The organism is Ruegeria sp. HKCCD6604, assembly GCF_013110635.1.
Classification (GTDB): Bacteria; Pseudomonadota; Alphaproteobacteria; order Rhodobacterales; family Rhodobacteraceae; genus Ruegeria.
The window spans coordinates 66,417-90,319 of record NZ_WVQW01000007.1; the positions used below are offsets into that span (position 1 = coordinate 66,417).

Below are 23,903 nucleotides of genomic sequence, written 5' to 3' on the forward strand. Positions count from 1 at the left end.
CCTGTTAACCAAGAACAGGACTGCCATGGTTGCCCGCGCCCACACTGTTGCCTTTCAAGGGGTCGAAGCCCGCCCGGTCGAGGTGCAATGTGCCGTATCGCCCGGCTTGCCGGCCTTCTCCATCGTTGGCCTTCCCGACAAGGCCGTATCCGAAGCCCGCGACCGTGTCCGCAGCGCGCTGAGTGCGATGGCCATCGCCCTGCCCTCGAAACGAATTACGATCAACCTGTCTCCTGCGGATCTGCCCAAGGAAGGCAGCCACTTCGACCTGCCCATCGCAGTCGCGCTGTTGTCTGCGCTCGAAATCATCCCGGTCGATGCCGCCGAAGGAACGGTTGCACTGGGAGAGTTGTCGCTTGATGGATCTCTGGTGCCTGTTGTCGGCGCCCTGCCCGCAGCCATGACGGCAGCGTCCGAGGGCCGCATGTTGCTATGTCCCAAAGCCTCCAGCGCCGAAGCGGCATGGGTCGACGCCACTCAGGTTATCGGCGCGGATTCCCTTGGTGATGTTGTCCGCCATTTCTCGGGACAGTGCCCTTTGCCGGCGGCACAACCCGGCGAGGTGAATCTGACGCCCAGCGTGCGGGATCTGCGCGATGTAAAGGGACAGGAACGCGCCAAGCGCGCCCTGGAAATCGCGGCAGCCGGACGTCACCATCTGATCATGATCGGTACGCCGGGATCGGGCAAATCCATGCTGGCTGCACGGCTTCCGGGCATCTTGCCTCCGCTCACGGCGGTCGAAGCGTTGGAAACTTCGATGATCCAGTCCCTGTGCGGGTTGCTGGACGAAGGCGGCATCAACCGCACCCGTCCTTTTCGGGAACCGCATCATACGGCGTCGATGGCAGCCATTGTCGGTGGCGGCAAAGGCGCCAAGCCCGGTGAAATCTCATTGGCGCATAACGGCGTGCTGTTCATGGATGAGTTTCCCGAGTTTCCGCGTACGGTTCTGGAGACCCTGCGCCAGCCAATAGAGTCCGGAGAAGTCATGGTGGCGCGTGCCAATGCCCATGTGAAATACCCTTGCCGCTTCATGCTGGTGGCCGCCGCGAACCCGTGCAAATGCGGCTACCTGACGGATCCATCGCGCGCCTGCTCTCGCGCACCCGGCTGCGGCGAGGATTATCTGAACCGTATCTCGGGGCCCCTGATGGACAGGTTCGACCTGCGGATCGAAGTTCCGCCTGTGGGCTTCACCGATCTTGATCTGCCCCCTTCCGGCGACAGCTCGGCGACAGTTGCCACGCGGGTTGAAAACGCCCGCGCCATACAGGCAGACCGGTTTCGGGGAATGCCAGAGATGCGTCAGAATTCCGACGCCGAAGGCAAAGTTCTGGAACAGATCGCAACACCCGATGCAGAAGGAAAAGCAGTTTTGCTGAAGGCGGCTGATCGGTTCGGCCTATCGGCCCGTGCCTTTCATCGCATTCTGAGGGTGGCGCGGACGATCGCCGACCTGGACGGCTCAGCCGACATCCGCAGGCCACATGTCGCAGAGGCGCTGAGCTTTCGCATCAGCGCCCGCGTGATGGCTTAGATCTTGGCTTCAATCGCCTGCCAGATCTTTTCGGCAATGTTCACGCCGTCGAACCGTTCCAGCTCTTGAATACCGGTGGGCGAGGTCACGTTGATCTCGGTGAGATAGTCGCCAATGATGTCGATCCCGACAAAAATCTGCCCTTTTTCCTTCAGCAACGGTCCGATGGCGGCGCAGATCTCCAGATCACGCTCTGACAACCCGATCTTTTCCGGGCGTCCGCCCACATGCATGTTTGACCGCGTTTCGCCCGCGGCCGGCACCCGGTTGATTGCGCCAACCGGTTCACCGTCCACCAGGATCACCCGCTTGTCGCCATTGCTAACATCCGGCAGGAATTTTTGCACGATCAGAGGCTCGCGCGAGAACCCCGTGAACAGCTCGTGCAGAGAGGTCAGGTTGCGGTCATTGGCATCCAGTCGGAACACGCCCGCACCGCCGTTGCCATAAAGCGGCTTTAGGATGATATCGCCGTGCTTTTCCTTGAACGCCTTGATCGTTTTTATGTCACGGGCAATCGTTGTCGGCGGCGTCAGGTCAGGGAAATCCAAAACCAGCAGTTTTTCAGGATAGTTCCGAACCCAGAACGGGTCGTTGACCACCAGCGTTTGCCCTTTCAGTCGGTCCAGCAGATGGGTGGACGTGATGTAATGCATGTCAAAGGGTGGATCCTGACGCAGCCAGACCACGTCGAAATCGGCCAGGTCAACTTCACGTTCGGGGCTCAGAACCGCCGGATCGCCGGCGACCCGCTGCACGGTCATGTCATGGCCGCGCGCCGTGATACGACCTTCCTGATAGGCCAGCTGATCCGGCCCATAGAAAAACAACGAATGACCGCGCGCCTGCGCCTCTTCCGCCAGACGGAATGAGCTGTCGGCGTTGATGTCCACGGCCCCGATCGGGTCCATTTGAAAGGCGATTTTCATGGCGTGTCCCTCAGTTTCACGCAAGATACATGGCCCAGCAGGCCTGAGGGTTCAATGGGGCTTAGGCGTGACCGAAGGCGTTTTCGATGATTTGAACCGCGCCAGTGCTATCTACAAGCGCCGCGTCAAAGCGGACATTGGTCAACTGCCCACCCGGTTCGTTTTCCAGGTATTGCGCGGCCGAGGCACAGATTCGGTCAATTTGTCTTTGGCTGATCCGGGCTGCAGCATTTTCGAAACTGGAGCTTTTCTTGACCTCGATGAACACTAGCCCATCGCCGTCCCGCGCAATCAGATCGATTTCACCACCGGCACCCCGCCACCGATGATGCGCAATTGCAAACCCCCGGCGCTCGTAGTCCGAGGCGACCCGAAGCTCGGCCGACTGCCCCGCCTGGTAGGAAACCGAGCCCTGAATTGCACGCCGCCCCATGTCATCCCTTTCCCAGTTTCAGAGCTTTCTGGTAAATTGGACGGCGCGGCAGATCATACATTTCTGACACAAGATCCGCTGCGTCCCTGACCGAATGAGTTTCCAAAGCTCGCTTCAAAGCCTCTTCTACGTCGGATTCGTTAACACTTTGCGAATGGCTACGGTCAACCAGCAGAACGATCTCACCCTTGACCGGTTTTTCCTGAATTTCTGCCGCCAGATCGGCCAGTCTTCCACGGCGAATTTCTTCGAACTTTTTCGTCAGTTCACGGCACAAAGCCGCCTGACGGTCTGCCCCCAGGCATTCCGCAAGATCTGCAAGGCTGGCCGAGACGCGTTTTGGGGATTCATAGAACACCAAGGTGCCTGGTATGTTTTTCAAAGCCTCAATCCGGGTCCGGCGTGCACCCGATGCATTGGGCAAGAAACCTGCGAAAAAGAATGAATCCGTTGGCAGGCCCGCCAGGGTCAGCGCTGTTATGGCGGCGGATGCCCCGGGCGCACAGGTCACCATATGCCCGGCTTCGGCCGCCTGCTTGCCCAGATTATATCCCGGATCAGCGATCAGCGGCATACCCGCCTCGGATGCATAGGCGACCGATTGCCCCTGCGCCAGGGCATCCATAAGCTTGCCACGCGCCCCGGCGCCGCTGTGATCATGGTAGGCTTGGATATGCCGACCCTCCAGGGGGATGCCATGGATTTCCATCAACCGCCGCAGGCTCCGGGTGTCCTCCGCCGCTATCACATCAGCCGAGGCCAGAACATCCAGCGCCCTGAGCGTAATATCGCGCGCGGTTCCGATCGGAGTGGCAACAAAATACAGGCCCGCAGCCAATCTGATCTTTTGGAAATTCAAAGCTGGACCCTCACAGCATGACGTTTATTATCGCGGCTCAACAGAACAGAAGCATTCACAGCCGCCGGATCAGGGAGTTTTCATTTAGATGTTTACCGTTTGCAAGCCCGTAAGCAAGCTGGCGAAAGCCGCCATTGCCCTGACGACCGCAGCGTTTCTGGCCGCTTGTGAGCCGGGCGGCGTTGGGGGTGGCCCTTCGATTGACACGTCGAATCCTGTTCCGGTTGCTTTGCTGGTTCCCCGCTCGGGCGACGCCGCGCTGGCGCAGAGCCTTGAGAATGCGGCCCGTATGGCAATGTCCGATCTGCCTAACGTCAAAATCGACCTGCGTGTTTACGATACGGCAGGAAACCCGACCACGGCGACAGCGGTGGCCCAGCAGGCCGTTGCCGAAGGCGCCAAGATCATTGTCGGCCCTGTTTACGCCCAGGCGGCAAACGCTGCCGGACTGGCCGTACTGAACAATAACGTGAATGTTCTTTCGTTCTCGAACAACACCAGCATTGCGGGTGGCAATGTATTTGTACTTGGACCGACCTTTGAAAACACCGCCAACCGGCTGGTGAATTATGCGGGCAGGCAAGGCAAAACGAACACGGTTATCGTGCACAGCAATGATGCCGCGGGGCAAGTGGGGCAAGCTGCCATCGCCAATGCTCTGGCAAACAGCCGGGTCAACAATGCGGGAACGGTCGGATACGACCGGTCGCAACAGGGTGTCATCAACTCGGTTCCCACCATCAAGGCCACCGTCGATTCGACAGGGGCGGACTCGATTTTCATGACGGCAACGACAGCGGGTGCCTTGCCACTTTTCTCGCAATTGCTGCCTGAGGCCGGCGTTTCTCCGGCGACGACACAATTCATCGGTCTAACCCGTTGGGATATCCCCCCGCAAACGCTGGAGCTGCCGGGCGTGCAAGGGGGATGGTTCGCCCTGCCCGACCCGTCAAAGGCCCAAGCCTATCGTCAACGGTATAACGCGACATATGGAGAAGCCCCTCATCCGATCAGCGGTCTGGCCTATGACGGAATAGCGGCGATTGGTGCTTTGGTCAGCCAAGGCAAGTCCGATGCGCTGACCGGTGCTGCCCTGACGCAAAATGCCGGTTTCCAGGGTGTTGGCGGTATCTTCCGCCTCCGCCCGAACGGCACCAATGAACGCGGCCTTGCCGTAGCGACGATTCAGAATAAACAGGTGGTTGTGATTGACCCTGCCCCGCAAAGCTTCTCTGGTGCCGGTTTCTGAGCGATCGGGCGAGACCATGGCGCCGGATGGCGCGCTAATTTGCCCTGCCGAAAACATCTTTGACAGCGTCAGCGTCAATGATGCGCTGGCCGAGGTGTTCGAGACCAGCTCTGACAACAGCAAAATGCGTTCTGAAACAGTGCGCATCCTGCGTGACGCTCAGAAAGCGGGCCGTAAAGCCATTGCCGATGCCTTCAGCGAGCGTCCGTTCGACGCGCGCGCGCTGACCCGGTCCTATACCTACCTGACGGACCAGCTGGTCGGAACCGCGATGCTGGTCTCCAGCACGCGCTTGCACCCGCTTGCGACGCCAACACAAGGTGAAAAGATCGCCGTACTGGCCGTTGGCGGATACGGGCGCGGTGAAATGGCGCCGTCTTCTGATGTCGATCTGCTGTTTCTGACCCCCTACAAAATCACCGCCTGGGCCGAGAGCGTCATCGAATCGATGCTTTATATCCTTTGGGATCTCAGGCTTAAGGTCGGGCATTCCTCGCGCACGATCAAAGACTGCCTTCGGCTGGGCACCGAGGATTTCACGATCCGCACGGCAATGCTTGAACAACGCTATCTGGCGGGCGACAAGGCGTTGGCCGACGAGCTTGAGCGACGCCTGAAAACCGAGCTGTTCAAAGGAACCGAGCGGGAATTCATCGAAGCCAAACTGAACGAACGAGATGAGCGGCACCTGAAACAGGGAGAGCGCTACAAGGTCGAACCCAATGTGAAAGAGGGCAAAGGGGGGTTGCGCGACCTCCAATCCCTCTACTGGATCGCAAAGTACATCTATGGCGTTCAGGACGTGGCGGAACTTGTGCCTTTGGGTCTGTTCACCCCGGAAGAGTTCAAGACTTTCGTTCAGGCCGAAGAATTTCTTTGGGCCGTTCGTTCGCATTTGCATCTGGTGACGGGTCGCGCCACCGAGCAACTGACTTTTGACATGCAGGTCGAGGTTGCCGCGCGCATGGGCTATGAGGATCACGCCGGTCGCCGGGCGGTCGAGGTGTTCATGCAACGCTATTTCCGCGAAGCCACGCGTGTCGGCGAGTTGACGCGGATTTTTCTGACGAAGCTTGAGGCGCTGCACGTGAAAGGCGCACCTTTGCTGGAGCGTATTTTCCGCAGGCGCCGGCGGGTCAAAGCGGGATACCGGGTTGTTCACGGTCGTCTGGACGTAGCGGACCCTGACAAATTTCTGTCCGACAAGGTAAACCTTCTGCGCCTGTTCGAAGAAGGCTTGCGAACGGGAATGCTGATCCATCCGGATGCCATGCGTCTGGTGGCGGCAAATCTGCATCTGATCGACGACGAAATGCGCAATGACAAAGAAGCGCGGCGCATCTTTCTTGACCTGATGCTAAAACACGGCAACCCAGAGCGAGCCTTGCGGCGGATGAACGAACTGGGTGTACTGTCCGCCTTCCTGCCCGAGTTCGAGCCCATCGTGGCCATGATGCAGTTCAACATGTACCACAGCTATACGGTGGACGAGCATACCATCCAGTGCATCGTGAACCTGGCCCAGATCGAACGCGGAGAGCTGATCGAATCGCTGCCTCTTGCCTCTTCGATTCTGAAAGGTGGGGTCAATCGCAAGGTGCTGTATGTTGCCCTGTTGCTGCATGATATCGCGAAGGGGCGACCCGAGGATCACTCGATCCTTGGGGCACAGATCGCGCGCAAGGTGGCACCAAGACTGGGCCTGAACAAAGCAGATTCGGAAACGGTCGAATGGCTGGTGCGCTATCACCTGCTGATGTCCGACATGGCACAGAAACGTGACATTTCAGACCCCCGCACAGTGCGTGATTTCGCCAAGGCAGTTCAAACCGTCAAACGGCTAGACCTGTTGACCGTTCTGACCGTCTGCGACATTCGCGGCGTGGGGCCGAACACATGGAACAACTGGAAAGCCACGCTTTTGCGTGCCCTTCACGCTGAAACCAAGCGCGCGCTGGAAACCGGGATGGAGGACCTCAACCGCGCCAATCGCGGCGCCGAGGCAAAGAAAGCCCTGCGCACCGAACTGGCAGCCTGGTCCAAGGCCGACCTCAAATCCGAGACGGGGCGCCACTACGACCCGTATTGGCAGGGTCTCAATCTGGCCACACATGTCGAGTTTGCGAACATGCTGCGTGCGCTGGAACAAAGCGGCGACCCCGGCGCGATGGAGATCCGCCTGCAACCGGACGAGGATCGCGACGCAACCCGAGCCTGTTTTGCCATGGGCGACCACCCCGGTATCTTTGCCCGCATTGCCGGCGCGCTGGCCCTGGTCGGCGCGAATGTCGTGGATGCGCGCAGCTATACGACCAAAGACGGCTATGTCACCGATGCATTCTGGATTCAGGACGCCGAAGGGCACCCGTTTGAAGCCTCGCGCCTGCCACGTCTTACACAGATGATCCATAAGACATTGCGCGGCGAAGTCGTTGCGAAGGAGGCGTTGAAATCACGCGACAAGATCAAGAAACGCGAGCGTGCCTTCAACGTTCCAACGCATATCACCTTCGACAATGACGGCTCTGAAATTTACACGATCATCGAAGTGGACACCCGCGACCGTCCGGGTCTGTTGTTTGATCTGACCCGGACCCTCGCCGCAGCGAATGTCTACATCGCCAATGCCGTGATCGCGACCTATGGCGAACAGGTGGTCGATACGTTTTACGTCAAGGATATGTTCGGCTTGAAGTACCATTCGGAAAGCAAGCAACGTGGGCTCGAGGCCAAGCTGCGCAAGGCGATCACCGAAGGCGCCGAGCGTGCTGCGTCATGAAGCAAATACGCTTGGTCTCGGGCCTGTTCACGGTCGGTTTCTGGACGCTGGCCAGTCGAATACTGGGGTTTCTGCGGGAAATTCTGCTGACCGCCTTCATCGGCCCCGGGCCGGTGATGGATGCTTTCGTGGCGGCCTTTCGCCTGCCGAACATGTTCCGCCGCTTTTTTGCCGAAGGCGCGTTTAACGCAGCCTTTGTGCCCATGTTCTCGAAACGGCTGGAAGCGGATGAGAATCCACAGGGCTTCGCGCAGGATGCGTTCAACCTGCTGGCCCTGGCTGTTCTGGCACTGGTCGGGCTGGCCATGGTCTTCATGCCCGGCCTGGTGTGGCTGACAGCCGAAGGGTTTTATGGCGATGAACGGTTCGATCTGGCCGTGGACTATGGCTATGTCGTGTTCCCGTATATCCTTTTCATGTCCTTGGCGGCCCTGTTCTCGGGCGTATTGAACGCAACCGGCAGGTTCGCCGCGGCCGCAGCGGCACCTGTTTTGCTGAACATCTTTGCCTGCACCGCGCTGATTGCCGGGGCCATCTCCGGCGGTGAGGTGATACGATGGCTGATCTCGGTCATTCCGGTCGCCGGCGTCGCACAACTGGTGCTGGTCTGGGTGGCGACCGAACGTGCAGGTATCCGTATCCGCCCCGGCCTGCCCCACCTGACGCCCGAGATGCGCCGGATGGTCCGCATCGCGGTTCCCGCCGCCTTGGCCATGGGGGTCACCCAGGTCAATCTGGTGGTCGGACAACTGGTGGCATCAAAGACCGAAAAGGCCGTGAGTTGGCTGTTCGCCGCGGATCGCCTGTACCAACTGCCTTTGGGCGTCGTCGGAATCGCCATTGGCATTGTCCTGCTGCCCGACCTGTCCCGCCGCCTGCGCGCCGACGACAAGGAAGGGGCCCGCAACGCGTTTTCCCGCGCCGGGGAATTTATGCTGCTGTTGACGCTGCCCTCTACCGTGGCGTTCCTGATCATCCCGAACCCGCTGGTTTCGGTACTGTTCGAACGGGGACAGTTCAGTCCCGAGGATACCGCTGCGACAGCTCTGGCGGTCGCGATTTATGGCATCGGTCTGCCTGCATTCATGCTGCAAAAACTGCTGCAACCACTTTTCTTTGCGCGCGAGGATACGCGTTCCCCGTTCCGCTATGCGGTGGTCGCAATGGTCGTGAACGCGGCCTTGGCGTTTGGCCTATTTCCGCTGGTGGGTTGGATCGCCCCTGCGATTGCCGCGTCAACTGCCGGCTGGGCCATGGTTGTTCTTCTGGCGATCGGGGCACGTCGCATGGGCGAAGAAGCGCGTTTCGATGACCGTTTCAGGGCACGTGCGGGCCGGATCGTTCTGGCCTCGGTCGGTATGGGCGCGGTTTTGTTTGCGTTGATCCACTTCTTGGGTTGGACGCTGGACATTCCCGGCTGGCGCTATCTTGCGCTTTTGGTCCTGATCGTGGTCGCCGCCGTCTCGTATTTCTGTCTTGGTCATGTCCTGGGAGCGTTCAAATTGTCAGAGTTCAAACGCGCCTTGCGCCGGGCCTGATCAATCGCGGCGGATGCGCCCGACGATCCGGGCCCAGGCCCCCGGCGCCACCAGAAATGACATGCCAAAGCCAGTGGCAAACCCGCCCAGATCGGCGACCCATTCCGCGTTTCCGCCGAAGATCAGACCAAACAGGAACTGAATGCCCATCAGAACGGCGATCAGTTGGAACGCCCTTGCCTGATTTGCCCCCACAAGCGACAGTTTGCGCCACAACAACCACGTGAATGCTCCGATCAGGCCATAAACAGGTGGAAACCCTCCGATCAGGGGATAGCGCGGGTCCAGCAAAACGGCATAACTCAACGCGCCGCCAATCCCCGAGACGACGAAAATCAGCAGCATGGGGACACCACCGAAAACCTCACCAACCATTTTTCCCATCGCCAGAACGAAGACACAGACAAAAATCGCCTGCGTAAAGTTGGCGGATACAAAGGGATAGGTCACGAACCGGACCAGATGTTCGAACGGCCAACGCCCGTTCAGCACCATCCAATCGAAAATATCCGCCGAGAAGGCATAGTGCTGTATCGCGTCTAGACGCCAACCCACGGCCGCCGGCCCTCCGATCAAACCGCGCGATCCCAGCGTGAAGGCCAGTTCGACGCCGATGATGAACAGAACCAGCGCCACCACAACGGGCGGCAACGGGTTTACGGCGGGTGTGTAATGCTCACTGCTCATCGGGCTGGCCTTTCGCGGCTGTTGACGTCCCTTTGCCTCATGGGTAAGCGACGGGGGCTGATTTTTCCAGACAGGAGTTCCCTTTGATGACCGAGACCCAGTTCACGCCCCGCGTGTTTTCCGGCGCACAGCCTTCGGGTAACCTGCACCTCGGCAATTATCTCGGTGCGCTTCGGAACTGGGTGAGAATGCAAAGCGAGGAATTTGAAACCATCTATTGCATGGTCGATCTTCATGCAATCACGGTCTGGCAAAATCCAACCGAGTTGCAGCATGCAACGCGGGAGCTTTGTGCCGGTTACATCGCTTCTGGACTCAACCCCGAAAAATCGATTTTGTTCAATCAAAGCCAAGTGCCGGAACACGCGCAACTGGCTTGGATATTTAACTGTGTTGCTCGTATGGGTTGGATGCAGCGCATGACCCAGTGGAAGGACAAGGCCGGCAAGAACCAGCAGAACGCTTCGCTTGGCTTGTTTGCCTATCCTGCTCTGATGGCTGCGGACATCCTCATCTACCACGCGACCCACGTACCGGTCGGGGAAGACCAGAAACAGCATCTTGAGCTGACTCGCGACATCGCCATCAAGTTCAACAACGATTTCGGCGTCGATTTCTTTCCCGTCACCGAGCCGGTGATCGAAGGTGCGGCCACACGGGTCATGAGCCTGAGGGACGGATCAAAGAAGATGTCGAAATCCGATCCTTCTGACATGAGCCGGATCAACCTGACGGATGACGCCGAAGCGATTGCCAGGAAAATCCGCAAAGCCAAGACCGACCCTGATGCTCTCCCGTCAGAGGCCGAAGGGCTCGAGGACCGCCCCGAGGCGCGTAACCTGGTCAATATTTACGCGACCCTGAACGATCAAACCATCGAACAGGTTCTGTCCGAAGTAGGCGGCAAGCAGTTCGGTGAGTTCAAACCGATGCTGGCCGATCTGGCAGTGGCGAAACTGGCTCCGATCTCGACTGAAATGTCACGCCTGATGGGGGATCAGGCCGAGATTGACCGGATTCTCGCCCGGGGCGCCGAGCGCGCACGTGAAATCGCTGCTCCGATCCTGCAAAAGACTTACGAGATCGTTGGCATGGTCGGCGCCGCATCACGCTGATTGCACTGGACCTTCGCCTGACGCCCTCCTAGGGTTTGCCTGAATCAAAGGAGGGCGTCATGGCAACCGGCACGAACATCCGGACCTATTTTCAAGGCCAATGGCATGAGGGGGACGCACCCATCATGCGCGCGGCGGATCATGGCGCCTGGCTGGGATCTTCGGTCTTTGACGGCGCGCGATATTTTGACGGCGTGGCCCCGGATCTGGAGGCCCATTGCGCACGGGTGAACCGGTCAGCCGAAGCCTTGATGCTGACGCCGACCATGACGACCGAACAGATGGTCGAGTTGGTACGCGAAGGGTTGCAGGCCTACAGCCCGGACACAGCCGTTTACATTCGTCCGATGTACTGGGGGATCGACGGTGACAGCACGGCAATAGTCCCTCAGGAAAACAGCACCGGTTTTGCCATCTGCCTGGAAGAAATCCCAATGGCCCCGGAAACCGCGTCGGCCACTCTGTCGACCACGCGCTTCCGCCGCCCGGTTCTGGAAAGCGCGGTCGTAAACGCCAAGGCGGGGTGCCTTTACCCCAACAACGCCCGCATGCTGCAAGAGGCGCGCTCGAAAGGCTTTTCCAACGCTTTGGTGGCCGATGCGATGGGGCATGTGGCGGAAACGGCGACGGCCAACATCTTCATGGTGAAGGATGGCGAAGTCTTTACACCGATCCCGAACGGAACCTTCCTGGCTGGAATTACCCGAGCACGGCATATCAAAAACCTGCGCGCAGATGGAGTAAAGGTCCACGAAACGGTTCTAAGCTTCGAGGATTTCCACGAGGCCGACGAGGTCTTCATGTCCGGCAACATGAGCAAGGTCACACCGGTAACTGCACTGGAGGATACGCAATTTCAGGTGGGTCCTGTTGCTCACCGTGCCCGCGCGCTCTATTGGGATTGGGCTGCAAGCGAACGCTAGCGCAAAGCCTCAGGCTTGCCCGAGTTGCCAGCGTGCGATCGGTCGGGCATGATCCCGGAAACCTAAAGAGGATACCCATGCGTAAGTTCCTAGTCGTTCTGGATGACAGCCGCGAATGCCTCAACGCGATGCGGTTCGCCGCGATGCGGGCTGCCCATACCGGAGGTGGTGTGACGGTCCTGTCTGTCATCCCGCCCGACGAATTCAATCACTGGATCGGTGTGGCCGAAACCATGCGTGAAGAAGCCCGCGAACGTATCCACGCGCATTTCGAAGTGTTTGCCAAATGGATGCGGGACAAGCAGAACGTGGAACCGGAACTGGCCATTCGCGAAGGCGATCCCGTGGCACAGATCATCGAACATGTTCAGTCCGATCCCGAGATTGGTGTTCTTGTACTTGGGGCAGGGACCGACAAGAAAGGTCCTGGTCCGTTGGTGACTCAACTGACGAAGAATTCGGGTAGCCTGCCGATTCCGATCACGATCGTTCCGGGCAATCTGAGCAAAGAGAAACTGGAAGAAATAACCTGAGGAGCGGCGATGGCGAAGACGATACAGTTCTGGTTCGAATTCGCCTCGACCTATTCCTACCTCAGCGCGATGCGGATCGAAGCGGCCGCGCAAGACAAAGGCGTTGACATTGAATGGCACCCGTTCCTGTTGGGTCCGATTTTCGCGGATCAAGGATGGCGCACCTCACCTTTCAACCTGTATCCGGCCAAAGGGCGGTACATGTGGCGCGATATGGAACGTCTGTGCAAGGCGCGCGGGCTTCCTTTTGCAAAGCCTGATCCATTTCCGCAGAATTCGCTCAGGGCAGCACGTCTGGTTCTGGCCATCGAGGATCATCGGGAACGGGCGGCGTTTGTTCGGGCCGTCTTCAGCGCCGAATTCGGCGCCGGGCAGAATATCTCCGAGGACAGCGTACTGGCCTCCTGCCTCGACGAGGCAGGGCTGCGCAGCAGCCTGATGAACCGTGCAGGGGACACCGACATAAAACAGGCCCTGTTCGAACAATCTGCCCGCGCCAACGCGCTTGGTCTGTTTGGTGCACCAAGTTTTCTGGCCGGGGAAGAGTTGTTCTGGGGCGATGACCGTCTGGATGATGCACTAGAATACGCTTCCACAATTTAGAATCGTTCCAAATCTTGACTTCCCGTGCGCCTGCGCGCATATCAGAAGCACATCAGACGGAGCGCCCTCATGTTCATCCAGACCGAATCCACCCCCAATCCGGCCACGTTGAAATTCCTGCCCGGCCAAACGGTGCTGGAAGCTGGAACAGCGGATTTCCCAACTGCGGAAGCGGGCGAAAAATCCCCTCTGGCCAAACGCATATTTGCGGTCAATGGTGTGACTGGCGTGTTTTTTGGCAACGATTTTGTCACCGTCACCAAATCGGACGACGTTCAGTGGGACCACATCAAACCGGCCATTCTTGGCGCAGTGATGGAGCATTATCAATCCGGCCAGCCTGTTATGGGCGCAGATTCCGCCGGGGCCTCGGGCCATGCCGAGCACTCTGGTGAGGACGCTGATATCGTCAACCAGATCAAGGACTTGCTGGACAGCCGTGTGCGTCCTGCCGTGGCTCAGGATGGGGGTGATATCACGTTCCACGGGTTTGATCGCGGCGTGGTCTATCTGCACATGCAGGGGGCCTGCGCGGGTTGCCCGTCTTCGACATTGACCCTGAAGATGGGTATCGAAAACCTTCTGCGCCATTACATTCCGGAAGTGACCGAGGTTCGCCCTGTTGCCGTCTAACCCGACGATTCTGGCATTTGACACATCGGCCGCGCATTGCGCGGCCGCTTTGTTGCGCGATGGCGAAATCGTGACGTCTCGTGCCGAAGCAATGTCACGCGGACAAGCCGAACGATTGATTCCGCTGTTGGAAGACGTTCTGGCGGAAACCGGATGTGATTGGGCCGGTTTGGACGCGATCGGCGTTGGGATAGGGCCCGGGAACTTCACCGGCATCCGTATTTCGGTTTCGGCCGCGCGGGGTCTTGCACTTGGGCTGGAAATCCCTGCGGTCGGAGTTTCCGGCTTCGATGCCTTGCGTGAGCTGGCGGAAGACGGGCAGATACCGGCGATCCCTGCCCCGCGCGACCAGGTTTATGTGAAAATGCCCGGTGCCGATCCGTGTCTCTTGCCTCGGGCCGAAGCGGAACTTGGCGGGCCGTTGTATTCCTGCTCTGACCCTGCCTTGCTGGCACAAGCCATCGCCCGGCTGGCCGCGCGGCGCTGGGATCGTACCAGCTTGCCGCCTGCACCTTTGTACGTAAGGCCCGCCGACGCGGCTCCGTCCCGCGATACCCCCCCTGTTCTGCTGAACGAATGACACCGCACGAGATGGCATCGACCCATGCCGCAGCGTTTTCGCACTCGCGCGGCTGGACAGAAGATGAATTCGCCGCCCTTCTTGAAAACCGCTTTACTCATGCCGTCGGAGATTCCCGGTGCTTTGCACTGTTTCAGGTGATTGCGCGCGAAGCCGAGTTGCTGACAATTGCGACCCACCCTTCGTTTCAAAGGCAAGGCCTGGCACTTCGACTCATGCAGGAATGGCATGATCAAGCGATCGATTTGCAGGCAACGCGTGCCTTTCTGGATGTCGCGGCCGACAACAATGCGGCCATTTCCCTGTACAATCGATGCGGATATCGGCAGTGCGGGCTGCGCAAGGCGTATTATGCGCGCGAAACGGGCCCAAAAATTGATGCACTTGTAATGGAATGCGACCTGCCCCAACGGCAATCGCCCGTTTTTTAGACCATTTGGTCAGAATTCAGTTGACCATGGTGGTTGCAAACCCCCTTAATACCCGCCATCACAACAGTTATGCTCGCTAAAAGTGGGTGAACGGGGCTAATCTGACCCTGTGCCAACAAAATAAAATTGGGAGACTGAAATGACCCTGATGAAATCCTTGATGGGTGCTGCTGCTGCCGTCGCAATGTCAGCCGGAGTGGTTCCGGCCGAACCGGCGGTGATCTTTGACCTGGGCGGCAAGTTCGACAAGTCCTTCAACGAGGCCGCCTACAACGGCGCGCAGCGCTGGGCGAATGAAACCGGCGGCAAGTATCTGGAAATCGAAATTCAGGCAGAACCGCAGCGCGAACAGGCCCTGCGCCGGTTTGCGGAATCCGGTGCAAATCCGATCATCACCATGGGGTTCGGAATCGCCGATGCCCTGGCCGCTGTTGCAAGTGATTACCCCGACACCAAATTCGTCGCTGTTGACGTGACTTGGCTGGACGCTCCAAACATCCGCCAGATTGGCTTTGCCGAGCACGAAGGGTCCTACCTGGTCGGCATGATGGCCGCCATGGCGTCGAAATCCGGCACCGTTGGTTTCATCGGCGGTATGGACATCCCGTTGATTCGCCATTTCGGATGCGGCTATGCCCAGGGCGCGAAGGCCGTGAACCCAGACATCAATGTTGTTGCCAACATGACAGGAACAACGCCTGCTGCCTGGAACGATCCGGTAAAAGGTTCGGAGCTTACAAAAGCGCAGATCAGCCAGGGCGCTGATGTGATATACGCTGCGGCCGGCGGAACCGGCGTTGGCGTTCTGCAAACTGCGGCTGACGAGGGCATCCTGTCGATTGGTGTGGACAGCAACCAGAATCACCTGCACCCAGGCAAAGTTCTGACTTCGATGCTGAAGCGTGTGGACGTCGCGGTTTATGAAGCGATGAAAGCAGGCGAAAACGTTGAAACCGGCGTTTTCATCATGGGTCTGGCCGAAGATGGGGTCGGCGTTGCTATGGATGAAAACAACAAAGAGCTTGTTTCGGTTCGCATGAGCGACGCCGTAGACGAAGCCCGCAAGGCGATCATCAACGGCGAAATCAATGTTGTAAGCTATTACGAGAACGACAGCTGCCCGGCGCTGCAGTTCTGATACCGTGCGGGGCGGGAGAGTGCCTTCCGCCTCGCCACCCACTTCGCCATCCTGGCGGACAGCCGGATGGGTTTCTCGGCAGTTGAGGGCAAGACATGACCGTCCCAGCCATTGAGCTCAAAGGGATATCCAAAGCCTTTGGGCCAGTTCAGGCCAACAAAGACATCTCGATCAGCGTTGCACCCGGTACGATCCATGGGATCATCGGTGAAAACGGCGCAGGCAAATCCACGTTGATGAGCATTCTCTTCGGCTTTTACAAAGCCGACAAAGGTGAGATCTGGATCAATGGGACCAAGACCGACATCCCGGACAGCCAGGCGGCCATCGCCTCGGGCATCGGGATGGTGTTCCAGCATTTCAAGCTGGTGGAAAATTTCACCGTTCTGGAAAACATCGTACTGGGCGCCGAGGATGGCGGGCTGCTGGCGCCATCACTGGCAAAAGCCCGCAAAGAGCTGAAAGAGCTCGAGGAAGAGTACGAACTGTTCGTCGATCCCGACAAGCGTATCGACGAGATCGGCGTGGGGATGCAGCAGCGGGTCGAGATCCTGAAGGCGCTGTACCGCAAGGCCGAAATTCTGATTCTGGACGAACCGACCGGCGTGTTGACCCCTGCCGAGGCCGATCAGCTGTTCCGCATCCTCGACCGGCTGCGGTCCGAGGGCAAGACGGTCATCGTGATCACCCACAAACTGCGCGAAATCATGGAAAACACCGACACCGTATCGGTTATGCGGCGCGGGCAAATGACGGCGACTGTCAAGACATCCGAGACCAGTCCCGAAGAGCTGGCCGAACTGATGGTCGGCCGCAAGGTTCTGCTACAGGTTGACAAGGTGCCCGCGACGCCCGGCAAACCCATCCTCGAGATCGAAAATCTCAGCGTTTTTGATTCGGCAGGCGTTGAACGGGTCAAAAATATCGACCTGACCGTACGCGCAGGTGAGATCGTCGGCATCGCCGGCGTGGCCGGCAATGGTCAATCCGAACTGCTGGAAGTTCTTGGTGGAATGCGCCCCGGACAGGGCACGATCAAGCTGAACGGCGAACCGCTGGCACTGAGTGGGGCCGGATCAGATGGTCAGGCCCGCCGCGCGCATCACATCGCCCACGTGCCCGAAGACCGGCAGCGCGAAGGCCTGATCATGGACTTCCACGCCTGGGAAAACGTGGCCTTCGGATATCACCGCGACCCGGCCTATAAACGCGGTATCTTCATGGACAACGCGGCGTTGCGCGCCGATACCGAAGCCAAGATCGAAAAATTCGACGTCCGCCCGCCCAATCCCTGGCTGGCAGCCAAAAGTTTCTCGGGCGGCAATCAGCAGAAAATCGTTGTCGCCCGCGAGATTGAACGCAACCCTGACCTGCTGCTGGTCGGGCAACCCACGCGGGGCGTGGACATCGGCGCCATCGAGTTCATTCACAAACAGATTGTCGCGCTGCGTGATCAGGGCAAGGCAATCCTGCTGGTATCGGTCGAACTGGAAGAAATCTTCTCGCTCTCGGACCGGATCGCGGTGATGTTTGACGGACATATCATGGGAGAACGCCTGCCCCATGAGACAGATGAAAAAGAACTGGGCCTTCTGATGGCCGGTGTTGCGGGAGAGGCCGCGTAACATGGAAAAAATGCCTAAATGGGCCGATGTCATTCTGATCCCCCTGATCAGTCTGATACTGGCCGCAATCCTTTCGGCGCTGGTCATCCTCGCCATCGGCGAAAACCCTGTCGAGGCCGTCAAATTGATGGTCACTGGTGCGCTGGGATCGACCTATGGCTGGGGCTATACGCTCTATTACGCGACCAACTTCATGTTTACCGGTCTTGCGGTGGCCGTCGCCTTCCATGCCCGTATGTTCAACATCGGGGGCGAAGGTCAGGCGATGCTGGGCGGGCTGGGCGTGGCCATGGTCTGTCTTTATGTCGACTGGCCGCATTGGAGCATTGCCTTGCTTGCCGCCTGCGCGGCATCGATGCTGTTCGGCGCGCTCTGGGCGGCCATTCCGGCCTATCTTCAGGCAAAGCGTGGCAGCCATATCGTGATCACCACGATCATGTTCAACTTCATCGCCGCTGCTTTCCTGAATTACATGCTGGTCAATGTCATGCGCCCGCAAGGGTCGCAGGACCCGGCCACCGCGCGGTTCTCTGAAAGCGTGCATCTGCCCTCTTTCCAGGAGATGTTCTCGACCGCAGAGAATGTTGTTTTCCGCGGCGCTCCTGCGAACATCACCTTCTTTATCGCGTTGCTTGCCTGCGTCGTTGTCTGGGCGCTGATCTGGCGCACGCGTCTGGGTTATGAAATCCGGGCTTACGGCCATTCCGAGACCGGCGCTGTCTATGCCGGTATTTCACCTGTGCGCATCACGATTGTCGCGATGCTGATTTCCGGCGGGCTGGCAGGGCTGATGGCCATCAACAATGTCATGGGCGAAGCCGAGCGACTTGTTATGAACTCGACCGAGGGCGCGGGGTTCATTGGCATCGCCGTGGCTCTGATGGGGCGTTCACATCCGTTCGGCGTGTTTCTGGCCGCGCTCTTGTTCGGATTTCTGTATCAGGGCGGCGCCGAGCTGGCGCTGTGGGCTTCGATTCCGCGGGAACTGATCGTGGTCATTCAAGCCCTGGTCATCCTGTTCACCGGCGCATTGGACAACATGGTGCGAATGCCGCTTGAAAAACTTTTCCTGGGTATGCGGAAGAGGGCTGAGTGATGGAATTTTTTGTAACCCTCATTCAGGTTCTGGATTCGACCATTCGCCTGTCCACGCCACTGCTGCTTGCCTGTCTGGCCGGTCTGTTTTCGGAACGGGCCGGGATCTTCGACATCGGCCTCGAAGGCAAAATGTTGATGTCAGCGTTCTTTTCGGCTGCAATCGCAGCTTTCACAGGGTCGGTTTGGCTGGGCCTGCTGGCTGGTATCGCATCCTCTTTGTTGCTGTCGGGCCTGCACGGGCTGGCGTCGATCACCTTCCGGGGCAACCAATTGATATCGGGCGTGGCCATCAACTTTCTGGCCTCGGGCCTGACCGTCCTGGTCGCGCAAAGCTGGTTTCAGCAAGGTGGGCGGACACCCTCCCTGTTTGGCGGGGGCCGGTTCGAACCGATCAACTTCCCATTCGCCGAGTCCCTCAGCGGTGTGCCGATTGTTGGTCCCATCTATTCCGAATTGCTCTCGGGCCACTCGATCCTGGTTTATGTCGCGTTCCTGATGGTTCCGGCCACTTGGTGGATTCTGTATCGCACCCGGTTCGGTCTGCGCCTGCGGGCGGTGGGTGAGAACCCGGCCGCAGTGGACACCGCCGGTGTCTCGGTGGTTGGCCTGCGGTTCGCCGCTGTCGCCATCTGTGGTGTGCTGTGCGGTATTGCAGGAGCCTATCTGGCTACGGCCTTGCAGGCAGGGTTTGTCAAGGAAATGACCGCCGGTCGTGGCTTTATCGCCTTGGCCGCCCTGATCTTTGCCAAGTGGCGCCCGTGGCATGCCATGTGGGCCTGCTTGCTGTTTGGTCTGCTGCAAGCGATCGCGCTGCGTTTCCAAAATATCGATCTGGGTGGCGTCGTGATTCCCGTGCAGGTGATGGACGCCCTGCCCTATATTCTGACGGTGGTGATCCTTGCCGGCTTCGTCGGCAAAGCCATCCCACCTCGGGCAGGCGGAGAACCCTACGTCAAAGAGCGCTGATAAGGCCAGTTCCGAACTGAGTTTCAGTCCTGTTCGCTGCGGAGCGGCATGCAGAGTTGATTTTGCATGCCGCAACCGTTCTAAGAGGGTATGAGTGTGTACCTTCCTGCAAACTGGCAGTTGTCCGCAGACCCGATCAGCGCAAACAGGCAGGTCTGGTCGTATGTGCCGATTAGTCACATTCAATTTTTTAAATATTTAGGCGAATGCGACGCTATGGCGTTGCGCCTCTCAACTCAGTGCGACTAGAAGAGCCCATGCAGATATACCTTCCCATCGCCGAAGTCTCAGTAAACGCCTTTCTCTTGTTGGGGTTGGGCGGCATGGTTGGCATCCTGTCCGGAATGTTCGGTGTCGGTGGCGGCTTTTTGATGACCCCGCTGCTGTTCTTCATCGGTATTCCGCCGGCGGTGGCTGTTGCTACCGAAGCCAATCAGATCGTCGCATCATCCTTTTCCGGAGTTCTGGCACATTTCCGACGAAAGACCGTGGACCTCAAAATGGGAACGGTATTGCTGGTTGGCGGGCTTGTTGGGGCCGCTTTGGGCGTGGTTGTCTTCAACTATCTCAAAAGCCTGGGTCAGGTCGATCTGCTGGTGACACTCTGTTACGTTGTTTTTCTTGGCGTCATTGGCAGCCTGATGTTTGTCGAAAGCCTGAGGGCACTGCGTAAAGCCAAGAAAGGCGGCGCGGCCCCTGCCAAGCGCCGGCAGCGGGGCTGGGTCCATGCCATGCCCTTCAAAATGCGTTTTCGCACCTCGGGCCTGTATATCTCGGTCATCCCGCCGGCCTTGGTCGGTCTGTGCGTTGGGGTTTTGTCGGCGATCATGGGCGTTGGCGGCGGCTTTATCATGGTCCCTGCCATGATCTACTTGCTGGGTATGCCGACCAAGGTCGTTGTCGGCACGTCGCTGTTTCAGATCATCTTTGTGACAGCCTTCACCACGATGCTGCACGCCACCACCAACTATACGGTTGATGTTGTTCTGGCGGTCTTGTTGCTGGTGGGCGGCGTCATTGGCGCCCAGATCGGAACCGTGATCGGAGCCCGAATGCCGGCGGAACAATTGCGCGTGCTGCTTGCCGCTCTGGTGCTGGCCGTATGTGGCAAGCTTGCACTTGATCTGCTTATCGAACCCGCCGAGCTCTACTCGCTTGGCAACGGCGGAGGGCACTGAGGATGCTGCGTTCGCTTATCGCCGCCCTGTGCTTGTTCTGCACGCCCGCTTCGGCAGCGGAAGAACAGGTTGTTCTTGGTCTCAGCCAGGACCGGGTTGCCATCACCGCGACATTCGACGGATCGGAACTTTTGATTTTTGGGGCTATCAAGCGGGAAACCCCAATCCCTTCCGGCCCTCCGGTCGAAGTCATCGTCGCGGTTGCGGGTCCGTCCGAGCCTGTCACCGTGCGACGCAAGGAACGCAAGCTTGGGATCTGGGTGAACACCGACAGTGTTCTTGTCGACCTTGCACCCAGCTTTTACGCCGTTGCAACCAGCGGACCCTTTGACGACATCCTGTCCGACACCGAAGACCTGCGTTTCCGGATTTCGATCGAACGCGCGATACGCTCGGTCGGTGCCGCGATGCATATCCGGGGCGCACAGGATTTTGCAGACGCCGTAATAAGAATTCGAGAACACGAACAACTGTATTCGATCCGCGAAAACACCGTAGCAGTGGATGAACAGACCCTGTTCCGCACCTCGATCGATATGCCCGCCGACCTGACCGAAGGCGATTATTCCGCCCGGATTTTCCTCACCCGTGGCGGAGAGGTCGTCTCGCAATATGAAGCGATCATTGATGTCCGGAAAGTCGGTCTGGAGCGTTTTTTGTACAATATGTCCCGCCAGCAGCCCGTCTGGTACGGTCTGATGTCGCTGGTCATAGCGATTGCGGCAGGCTGGGGCGCCTCGACAGCCTTCCGGCTGTTGCGAGAAAAGTAAAAGTCACCCTCGGCCGATATAGGGCATGGTCGTGGCCATGACGGTCATGAACTGCACGTTGGCCTCGGGCGGCAGGCTTGCCATATGCAGGACCGAACGCGCGGCGTCTTCCACGGCCATCGTCGGGTCTGGTGTCTCGCCCGCGGCTTGCGCCGCGTCCACAAGGCCCTGAACCATCTGCGTGCGCGCGTTTCCGATATCGATCTGCCCGCAGGCGATTCCAAAGCGACGCCCATCCAGCGAAAGGCTGCGCGTCAGCCCTGTAATGGCATGCTTTGTGGCCGAATAGTGTACCGAATTCGGGCGCGGAACATGTGCCGCTATCGAGCCGTTGTTTATGATCCGGCCGCCCTGCGGGTTTTGGTGACGCATGATTTTGAAAGCTTCACGCGCGCATAGGAACATGCCGTTCAGGTTCACGTTGACGCTTTGATACCAATCGTCCAGAGCGATCTCGTCGATCGTGCCGCCCGGCGCGAAGATCCCGGCGTTGTTGAACAGAACATCCAGCCGCCCGGTGCGGTCTGTAAAAGACCGAAAAGCCCGTTCAACCGCATTCGGGTCGGTCACATCCGCAGGCAGGACGATGGCTGCCTGATGCTCCTTTGCCAGAGCTTCCAATTTGTCTTTGCTGCGCGCCAACAGCCCGACCGTCCACCCTTGGGACAAGAACAGCAGGGCCGTTGCCCGGCCAATACCTGAACTGGCACCCGTTACGATGATGGATTTCATGTCTCTTCCGCCTCCAACGTCAGCGACGCCGCCGGAATCGCCCTCAAGTCATCCACACGCAGAGGGTGCGTGGGTTTCGACAGGCGATTGCGCACCACCCAGATCAGCCGCTCTTGCGCGCGTGTGATCGCGACATATGCCAAACGCTTCCACAATGGCTGTCCGGCCTCGGTCCGGCCCATGCGAGCGGCGGCATAGAGATCCGGAGCGAACACCTGAACCGTATCCCATTGTGACCCCTGCGCCTTGTGGATCGTCACGGCCGCTCCGTGCAAAAAGGTCGCCCCCATGCGGGCGGCATAGGGAATGAACGGCTCTTCCTCGTCCGGTTTTTCGATCTGAACAATGGACGCGGCGCTGACCTGCGGGTCTTCGGCCCCCATCACGTGAAGACGCGAGAAGCCCGGCTTTCGTCCCGGCCCCAGATATACCACCTGAGCTCCTTTGATCAGCCCACGCGCCTCAAGGTCCAGCCGTTTCTTGCGATGTTTCAAGGGCAATTCGATCCCATCACAAATAAGCGGTTCACCTTCCAGCAATTCCGTATCCGGTGCGCCGTGAACTTGCCTGAAGGCCTGTATCAAACGAATGCGCGTGGCGTTGCGCCAGACGAGAACCGGGCTTCGGGCCATCAGATCGACCTCAACCCGCTGGCCCCAGACAACCCGGTCATCCCGACGGGCTGTTTCTTCGATCAGTCGCTCGAAATCCTCGAAGCTCATTGCCGGGTCAGCCAGCGCATGCGCAAGATCCAGAATTGGGTTGTCTGCATCCTGGCGGTGCACGCGCTGAAGTGTCAGCTTCCTGGGCTCGGGCAATGCCTCGAACACCATGCTGCCAGACTGATTTACCGGTGCCAGCTGAGCCGGATCGCCGAACAACAGAAGGGTCGGGAAAATCTCTTTGAGATCATCGAACTGGCGGTCATCCAGCATCGACGCCTCATCGACGAACCCGATATCCAGCGGTTCGTCACGGCGCTTCCACCCGGTGATGAAATCCGACCCTCGCAAACCGGCGGCGGCCAGCGCCCCGGGGATAGATTTGTTGTTTTGGTAAAAAGCAGCCGCACGATCCAAGGCTTCATCCGTCAAACCTTCGATATCGGGGCGTTCGTCATTGCCAGCCAGCCATTCCGCAATACGCTCGTATTCCGGATCATAGACCGGCGTGTACAATATGCGGTGAATCGTGGTCGCAGGCACGCCGCGCAATCGCAGAACGCTTGCAGCCTTGTTCGTCGGGGCCAGGATGGCAAGGCTGCGCTTGTCTTTCGATTTGCGGCTTTCATAATCGCCGGACACGATCTGAACACCCGTCTCTGCCAGTGCCTTGTACAGCTCGGCCAACAGCAGCGTTTTGCCCGAACCAGCCTTGCCGATCACGGCCATCACACCTGATTTTCCTGCGCCTGGCAGTTTCAGAAGGGCATCATCTTCGAGATCAACACCTGCTGCCCGCAGCATCTCGGCGATGCTGTCATACGCGGCGGCCTGATCATCTGAGAACGTTACATTCGGCAAGGACATGGCGCGACCCTACAGGGCCGCGCCGACCACCACCA

The 23,903-nt window shown here is 58.8% G+C and carries 23 protein-coding genes; 17 read left to right on the forward strand and 6 right to left on the reverse strand.

Annotation, left to right across the window (positions count from 1 at the left end; genetic code table 11):
* The first annotated feature begins 25 nt into the window (after positions 1-25).
* Positions 26-1,540, forward strand: a complete 1,515-nt coding sequence (locus GS614_RS16065) for a YifB family Mg chelatase-like AAA ATPase (RefSeq protein WP_171616780.1) — start codon at positions 26-28, stop codon at positions 1,538-1,540.
* On the opposite strand, the gene gshB is transcribed toward GS614_RS16065, so the two are convergent.
* From gshB to rsmI, 3 genes are all read right to left on the reverse strand, one after another.
* Complete coding sequence (gene gshB, locus GS614_RS16070; RefSeq protein ID WP_171206023.1) at positions 1,537-2,469, reverse strand: glutathione synthase; 933 nt, start codon at positions 2,467-2,469, stop codon at positions 1,537-1,539. The genes GS614_RS16065 and gshB overlap by 4 nt on opposite strands.
* 61 nt (positions 2,470-2,530) lie before the next feature.
* Positions 2,531-2,902 (reverse strand): YraN family protein, encoded by a 372-nt coding sequence (locus GS614_RS16075; RefSeq protein WP_171726791.1) that lies wholly within the window; start codon positions 2,900-2,902, stop codon positions 2,531-2,533.
* A 1-nt stretch (position 2,903) separates the two neighbouring features.
* Positions 2,904-3,761 carry a 16S rRNA (cytidine(1402)-2'-O)-methyltransferase gene (rsmI, locus tag GS614_RS16080; RefSeq protein WP_171726792.1) on the reverse strand — a complete coding sequence of 286 codons (858 nt, stop codon included), beginning with the start codon at positions 3,759-3,761 and terminating at the stop codon, positions 2,904-2,906.
* 88 nt (positions 3,762-3,849) lie between these two features.
* On the opposite strand from rsmI, the gene GS614_RS16085 reads away from it, so the two are divergent.
* From GS614_RS16085 to murJ, 3 genes are read left to right on the forward strand one after another with little or no spacing between them, the layout of a single operon-like run.
* A complete protein-coding gene (locus GS614_RS16085; protein ID WP_171634868.1) occupies positions 3,850-5,010 on the forward strand; it encodes a penicillin-binding protein activator in 1,161 nt (386 codons plus the stop codon).
* Positions 4,970-7,789 (forward strand): [protein-PII] uridylyltransferase, encoded by a 2,820-nt coding sequence (locus GS614_RS16090; protein ID WP_152456870.1) that lies wholly within the window; start codon positions 4,970-4,972, stop codon positions 7,787-7,789. Before GS614_RS16085 ends, GS614_RS16090 begins: the two co-directional genes overlap by 41 nt.
* Positions 7,786-9,327, forward strand: a complete 1,542-nt coding sequence (gene murJ / locus GS614_RS16095) for a murein biosynthesis integral membrane protein MurJ (protein ID WP_171726793.1) — start codon at positions 7,786-7,788, stop codon at positions 9,325-9,327. The genes GS614_RS16090 and murJ overlap by 4 nt, the downstream gene beginning before the upstream one ends.
* Here murJ and GS614_RS16100 read toward each other — a convergent pair whose 3' ends face one another.
* Complete coding sequence (locus tag GS614_RS16100) at positions 9,328-10,014, reverse strand: rhomboid family intramembrane serine protease (RefSeq protein WP_171171106.1); 687 nt, start codon at positions 10,012-10,014, stop codon at positions 9,328-9,330.
* An 86-nt stretch (positions 10,015-10,100) separates the two neighbouring features.
* Between GS614_RS16100 and trpS the strand changes: the two genes are divergently transcribed.
* The 13 genes from trpS (at position 10,101) to GS614_RS16165 (ending at position 21,607) form a co-directional block, all read left to right on the forward strand.
* A complete protein-coding gene (gene trpS / locus GS614_RS16105; protein ID WP_171726794.1) occupies positions 10,101-11,129 on the forward strand; it encodes a tryptophan--tRNA ligase in 1,029 nt (342 codons plus the stop codon).
* Positions 11,130-11,188: 59 nt separating this feature from the next.
* Positions 11,189-12,052 carry a branched-chain amino acid aminotransferase gene (locus GS614_RS16110; protein ID WP_171726795.1) on the forward strand — a complete coding sequence of 288 codons (864 nt, stop codon included), beginning with the start codon at positions 11,189-11,191 and terminating at the stop codon, positions 12,050-12,052.
* A 77-nt stretch (positions 12,053-12,129) separates the two neighbouring features.
* Positions 12,130-12,585, forward strand: a complete 456-nt coding sequence (locus GS614_RS16115) for a universal stress protein (protein WP_152456865.1) — start codon at positions 12,130-12,132, stop codon at positions 12,583-12,585.
* A 9-nt stretch (positions 12,586-12,594) separates the two neighbouring features.
* On the forward strand, positions 12,595-13,188 hold the full coding sequence (locus tag GS614_RS16120; RefSeq protein ID WP_171616793.1) for a 2-hydroxychromene-2-carboxylate isomerase: 594 nt from the start codon (positions 12,595-12,597) through the stop codon (positions 13,186-13,188).
* Between the two features lie 69 nt (positions 13,189-13,257).
* Entirely contained in the window at positions 13,258-13,821 is a 564-nt protein-coding gene (locus GS614_RS16125) for a NifU family protein (RefSeq protein WP_152456863.1), read from the forward strand.
* The gene (gene tsaB, locus GS614_RS16130; RefSeq protein WP_171171114.1) at positions 13,811-14,401 is read left to right on the forward strand and encodes a tRNA (adenosine(37)-N6)-threonylcarbamoyltransferase complex dimerization subunit type 1 TsaB; all 591 of its coding nucleotides are present in this window, start codon (positions 13,811-13,813) and stop codon (positions 14,399-14,401) included. Before GS614_RS16125 ends, tsaB begins: the two co-directional genes overlap by 11 nt.
* Positions 14,398-14,832, forward strand: coding sequence for an N-acetyltransferase (locus tag GS614_RS16135; protein ID WP_171726796.1), 435 nt, complete (start codon positions 14,398-14,400; stop codon positions 14,830-14,832). The genes tsaB and GS614_RS16135 overlap by 4 nt, the downstream gene beginning before the upstream one ends.
* Positions 14,833-14,971: 139 nt before the next feature.
* The gene (locus tag GS614_RS16140) at positions 14,972-15,970 is read left to right on the forward strand and encodes a BMP family protein (RefSeq protein WP_171726797.1); all 999 of its coding nucleotides are present in this window, start codon (positions 14,972-14,974) and stop codon (positions 15,968-15,970) included.
* A gap of 95 nt (positions 15,971-16,065) precedes the next feature.
* A complete protein-coding gene (locus GS614_RS16145) occupies positions 16,066-17,595 on the forward strand; it encodes an ABC transporter ATP-binding protein (RefSeq protein WP_171233094.1) in 1,530 nt (509 codons plus the stop codon).
* A 1-nt stretch (position 17,596) separates the two neighbouring features.
* Entirely contained in the window at positions 17,597-18,691 is a 1,095-nt protein-coding gene (locus GS614_RS16150; RefSeq protein ID WP_152456858.1) for an ABC transporter permease, read from the forward strand.
* Positions 18,691-19,659, forward strand: coding sequence for an ABC transporter permease (locus GS614_RS16155; RefSeq protein ID WP_171119681.1), 969 nt, complete (start codon positions 18,691-18,693; stop codon positions 19,657-19,659). Before GS614_RS16150 ends, GS614_RS16155 begins: the two co-directional genes overlap by 1 nt.
* A gap of 257 nt (positions 19,660-19,916) precedes the next feature.
* On the forward strand, positions 19,917-20,837 hold the full coding sequence (locus GS614_RS16160; RefSeq protein WP_171171123.1) for a sulfite exporter TauE/SafE family protein: 921 nt from the start codon (positions 19,917-19,919) through the stop codon (positions 20,835-20,837).
* Between the two features lie 2 nt (positions 20,838-20,839).
* Complete coding sequence (locus tag GS614_RS16165) at positions 20,840-21,607, forward strand: TIGR02186 family protein (protein WP_171206032.1); 768 nt, start codon at positions 20,840-20,842, stop codon at positions 21,605-21,607.
* 3 nt (positions 21,608-21,610) lie between these two features.
* Here GS614_RS16165 and GS614_RS16170 read toward each other — a convergent pair whose 3' ends face one another.
* Positions 21,611-22,339 (reverse strand): SDR family oxidoreductase, encoded by a 729-nt coding sequence (locus GS614_RS16170; protein ID WP_171363576.1) that lies wholly within the window; start codon positions 22,337-22,339, stop codon positions 21,611-21,613.
* Positions 22,336-23,868 (reverse strand): ATP-dependent RecD-like DNA helicase, encoded by a 1,533-nt coding sequence (locus tag GS614_RS16175; RefSeq protein WP_171363575.1) that lies wholly within the window; start codon positions 23,866-23,868, stop codon positions 22,336-22,338. The genes GS614_RS16170 and GS614_RS16175 overlap by 4 nt, the downstream gene beginning before the upstream one ends.
* Positions 23,869-23,903 lie beyond the last annotated feature (35 nt).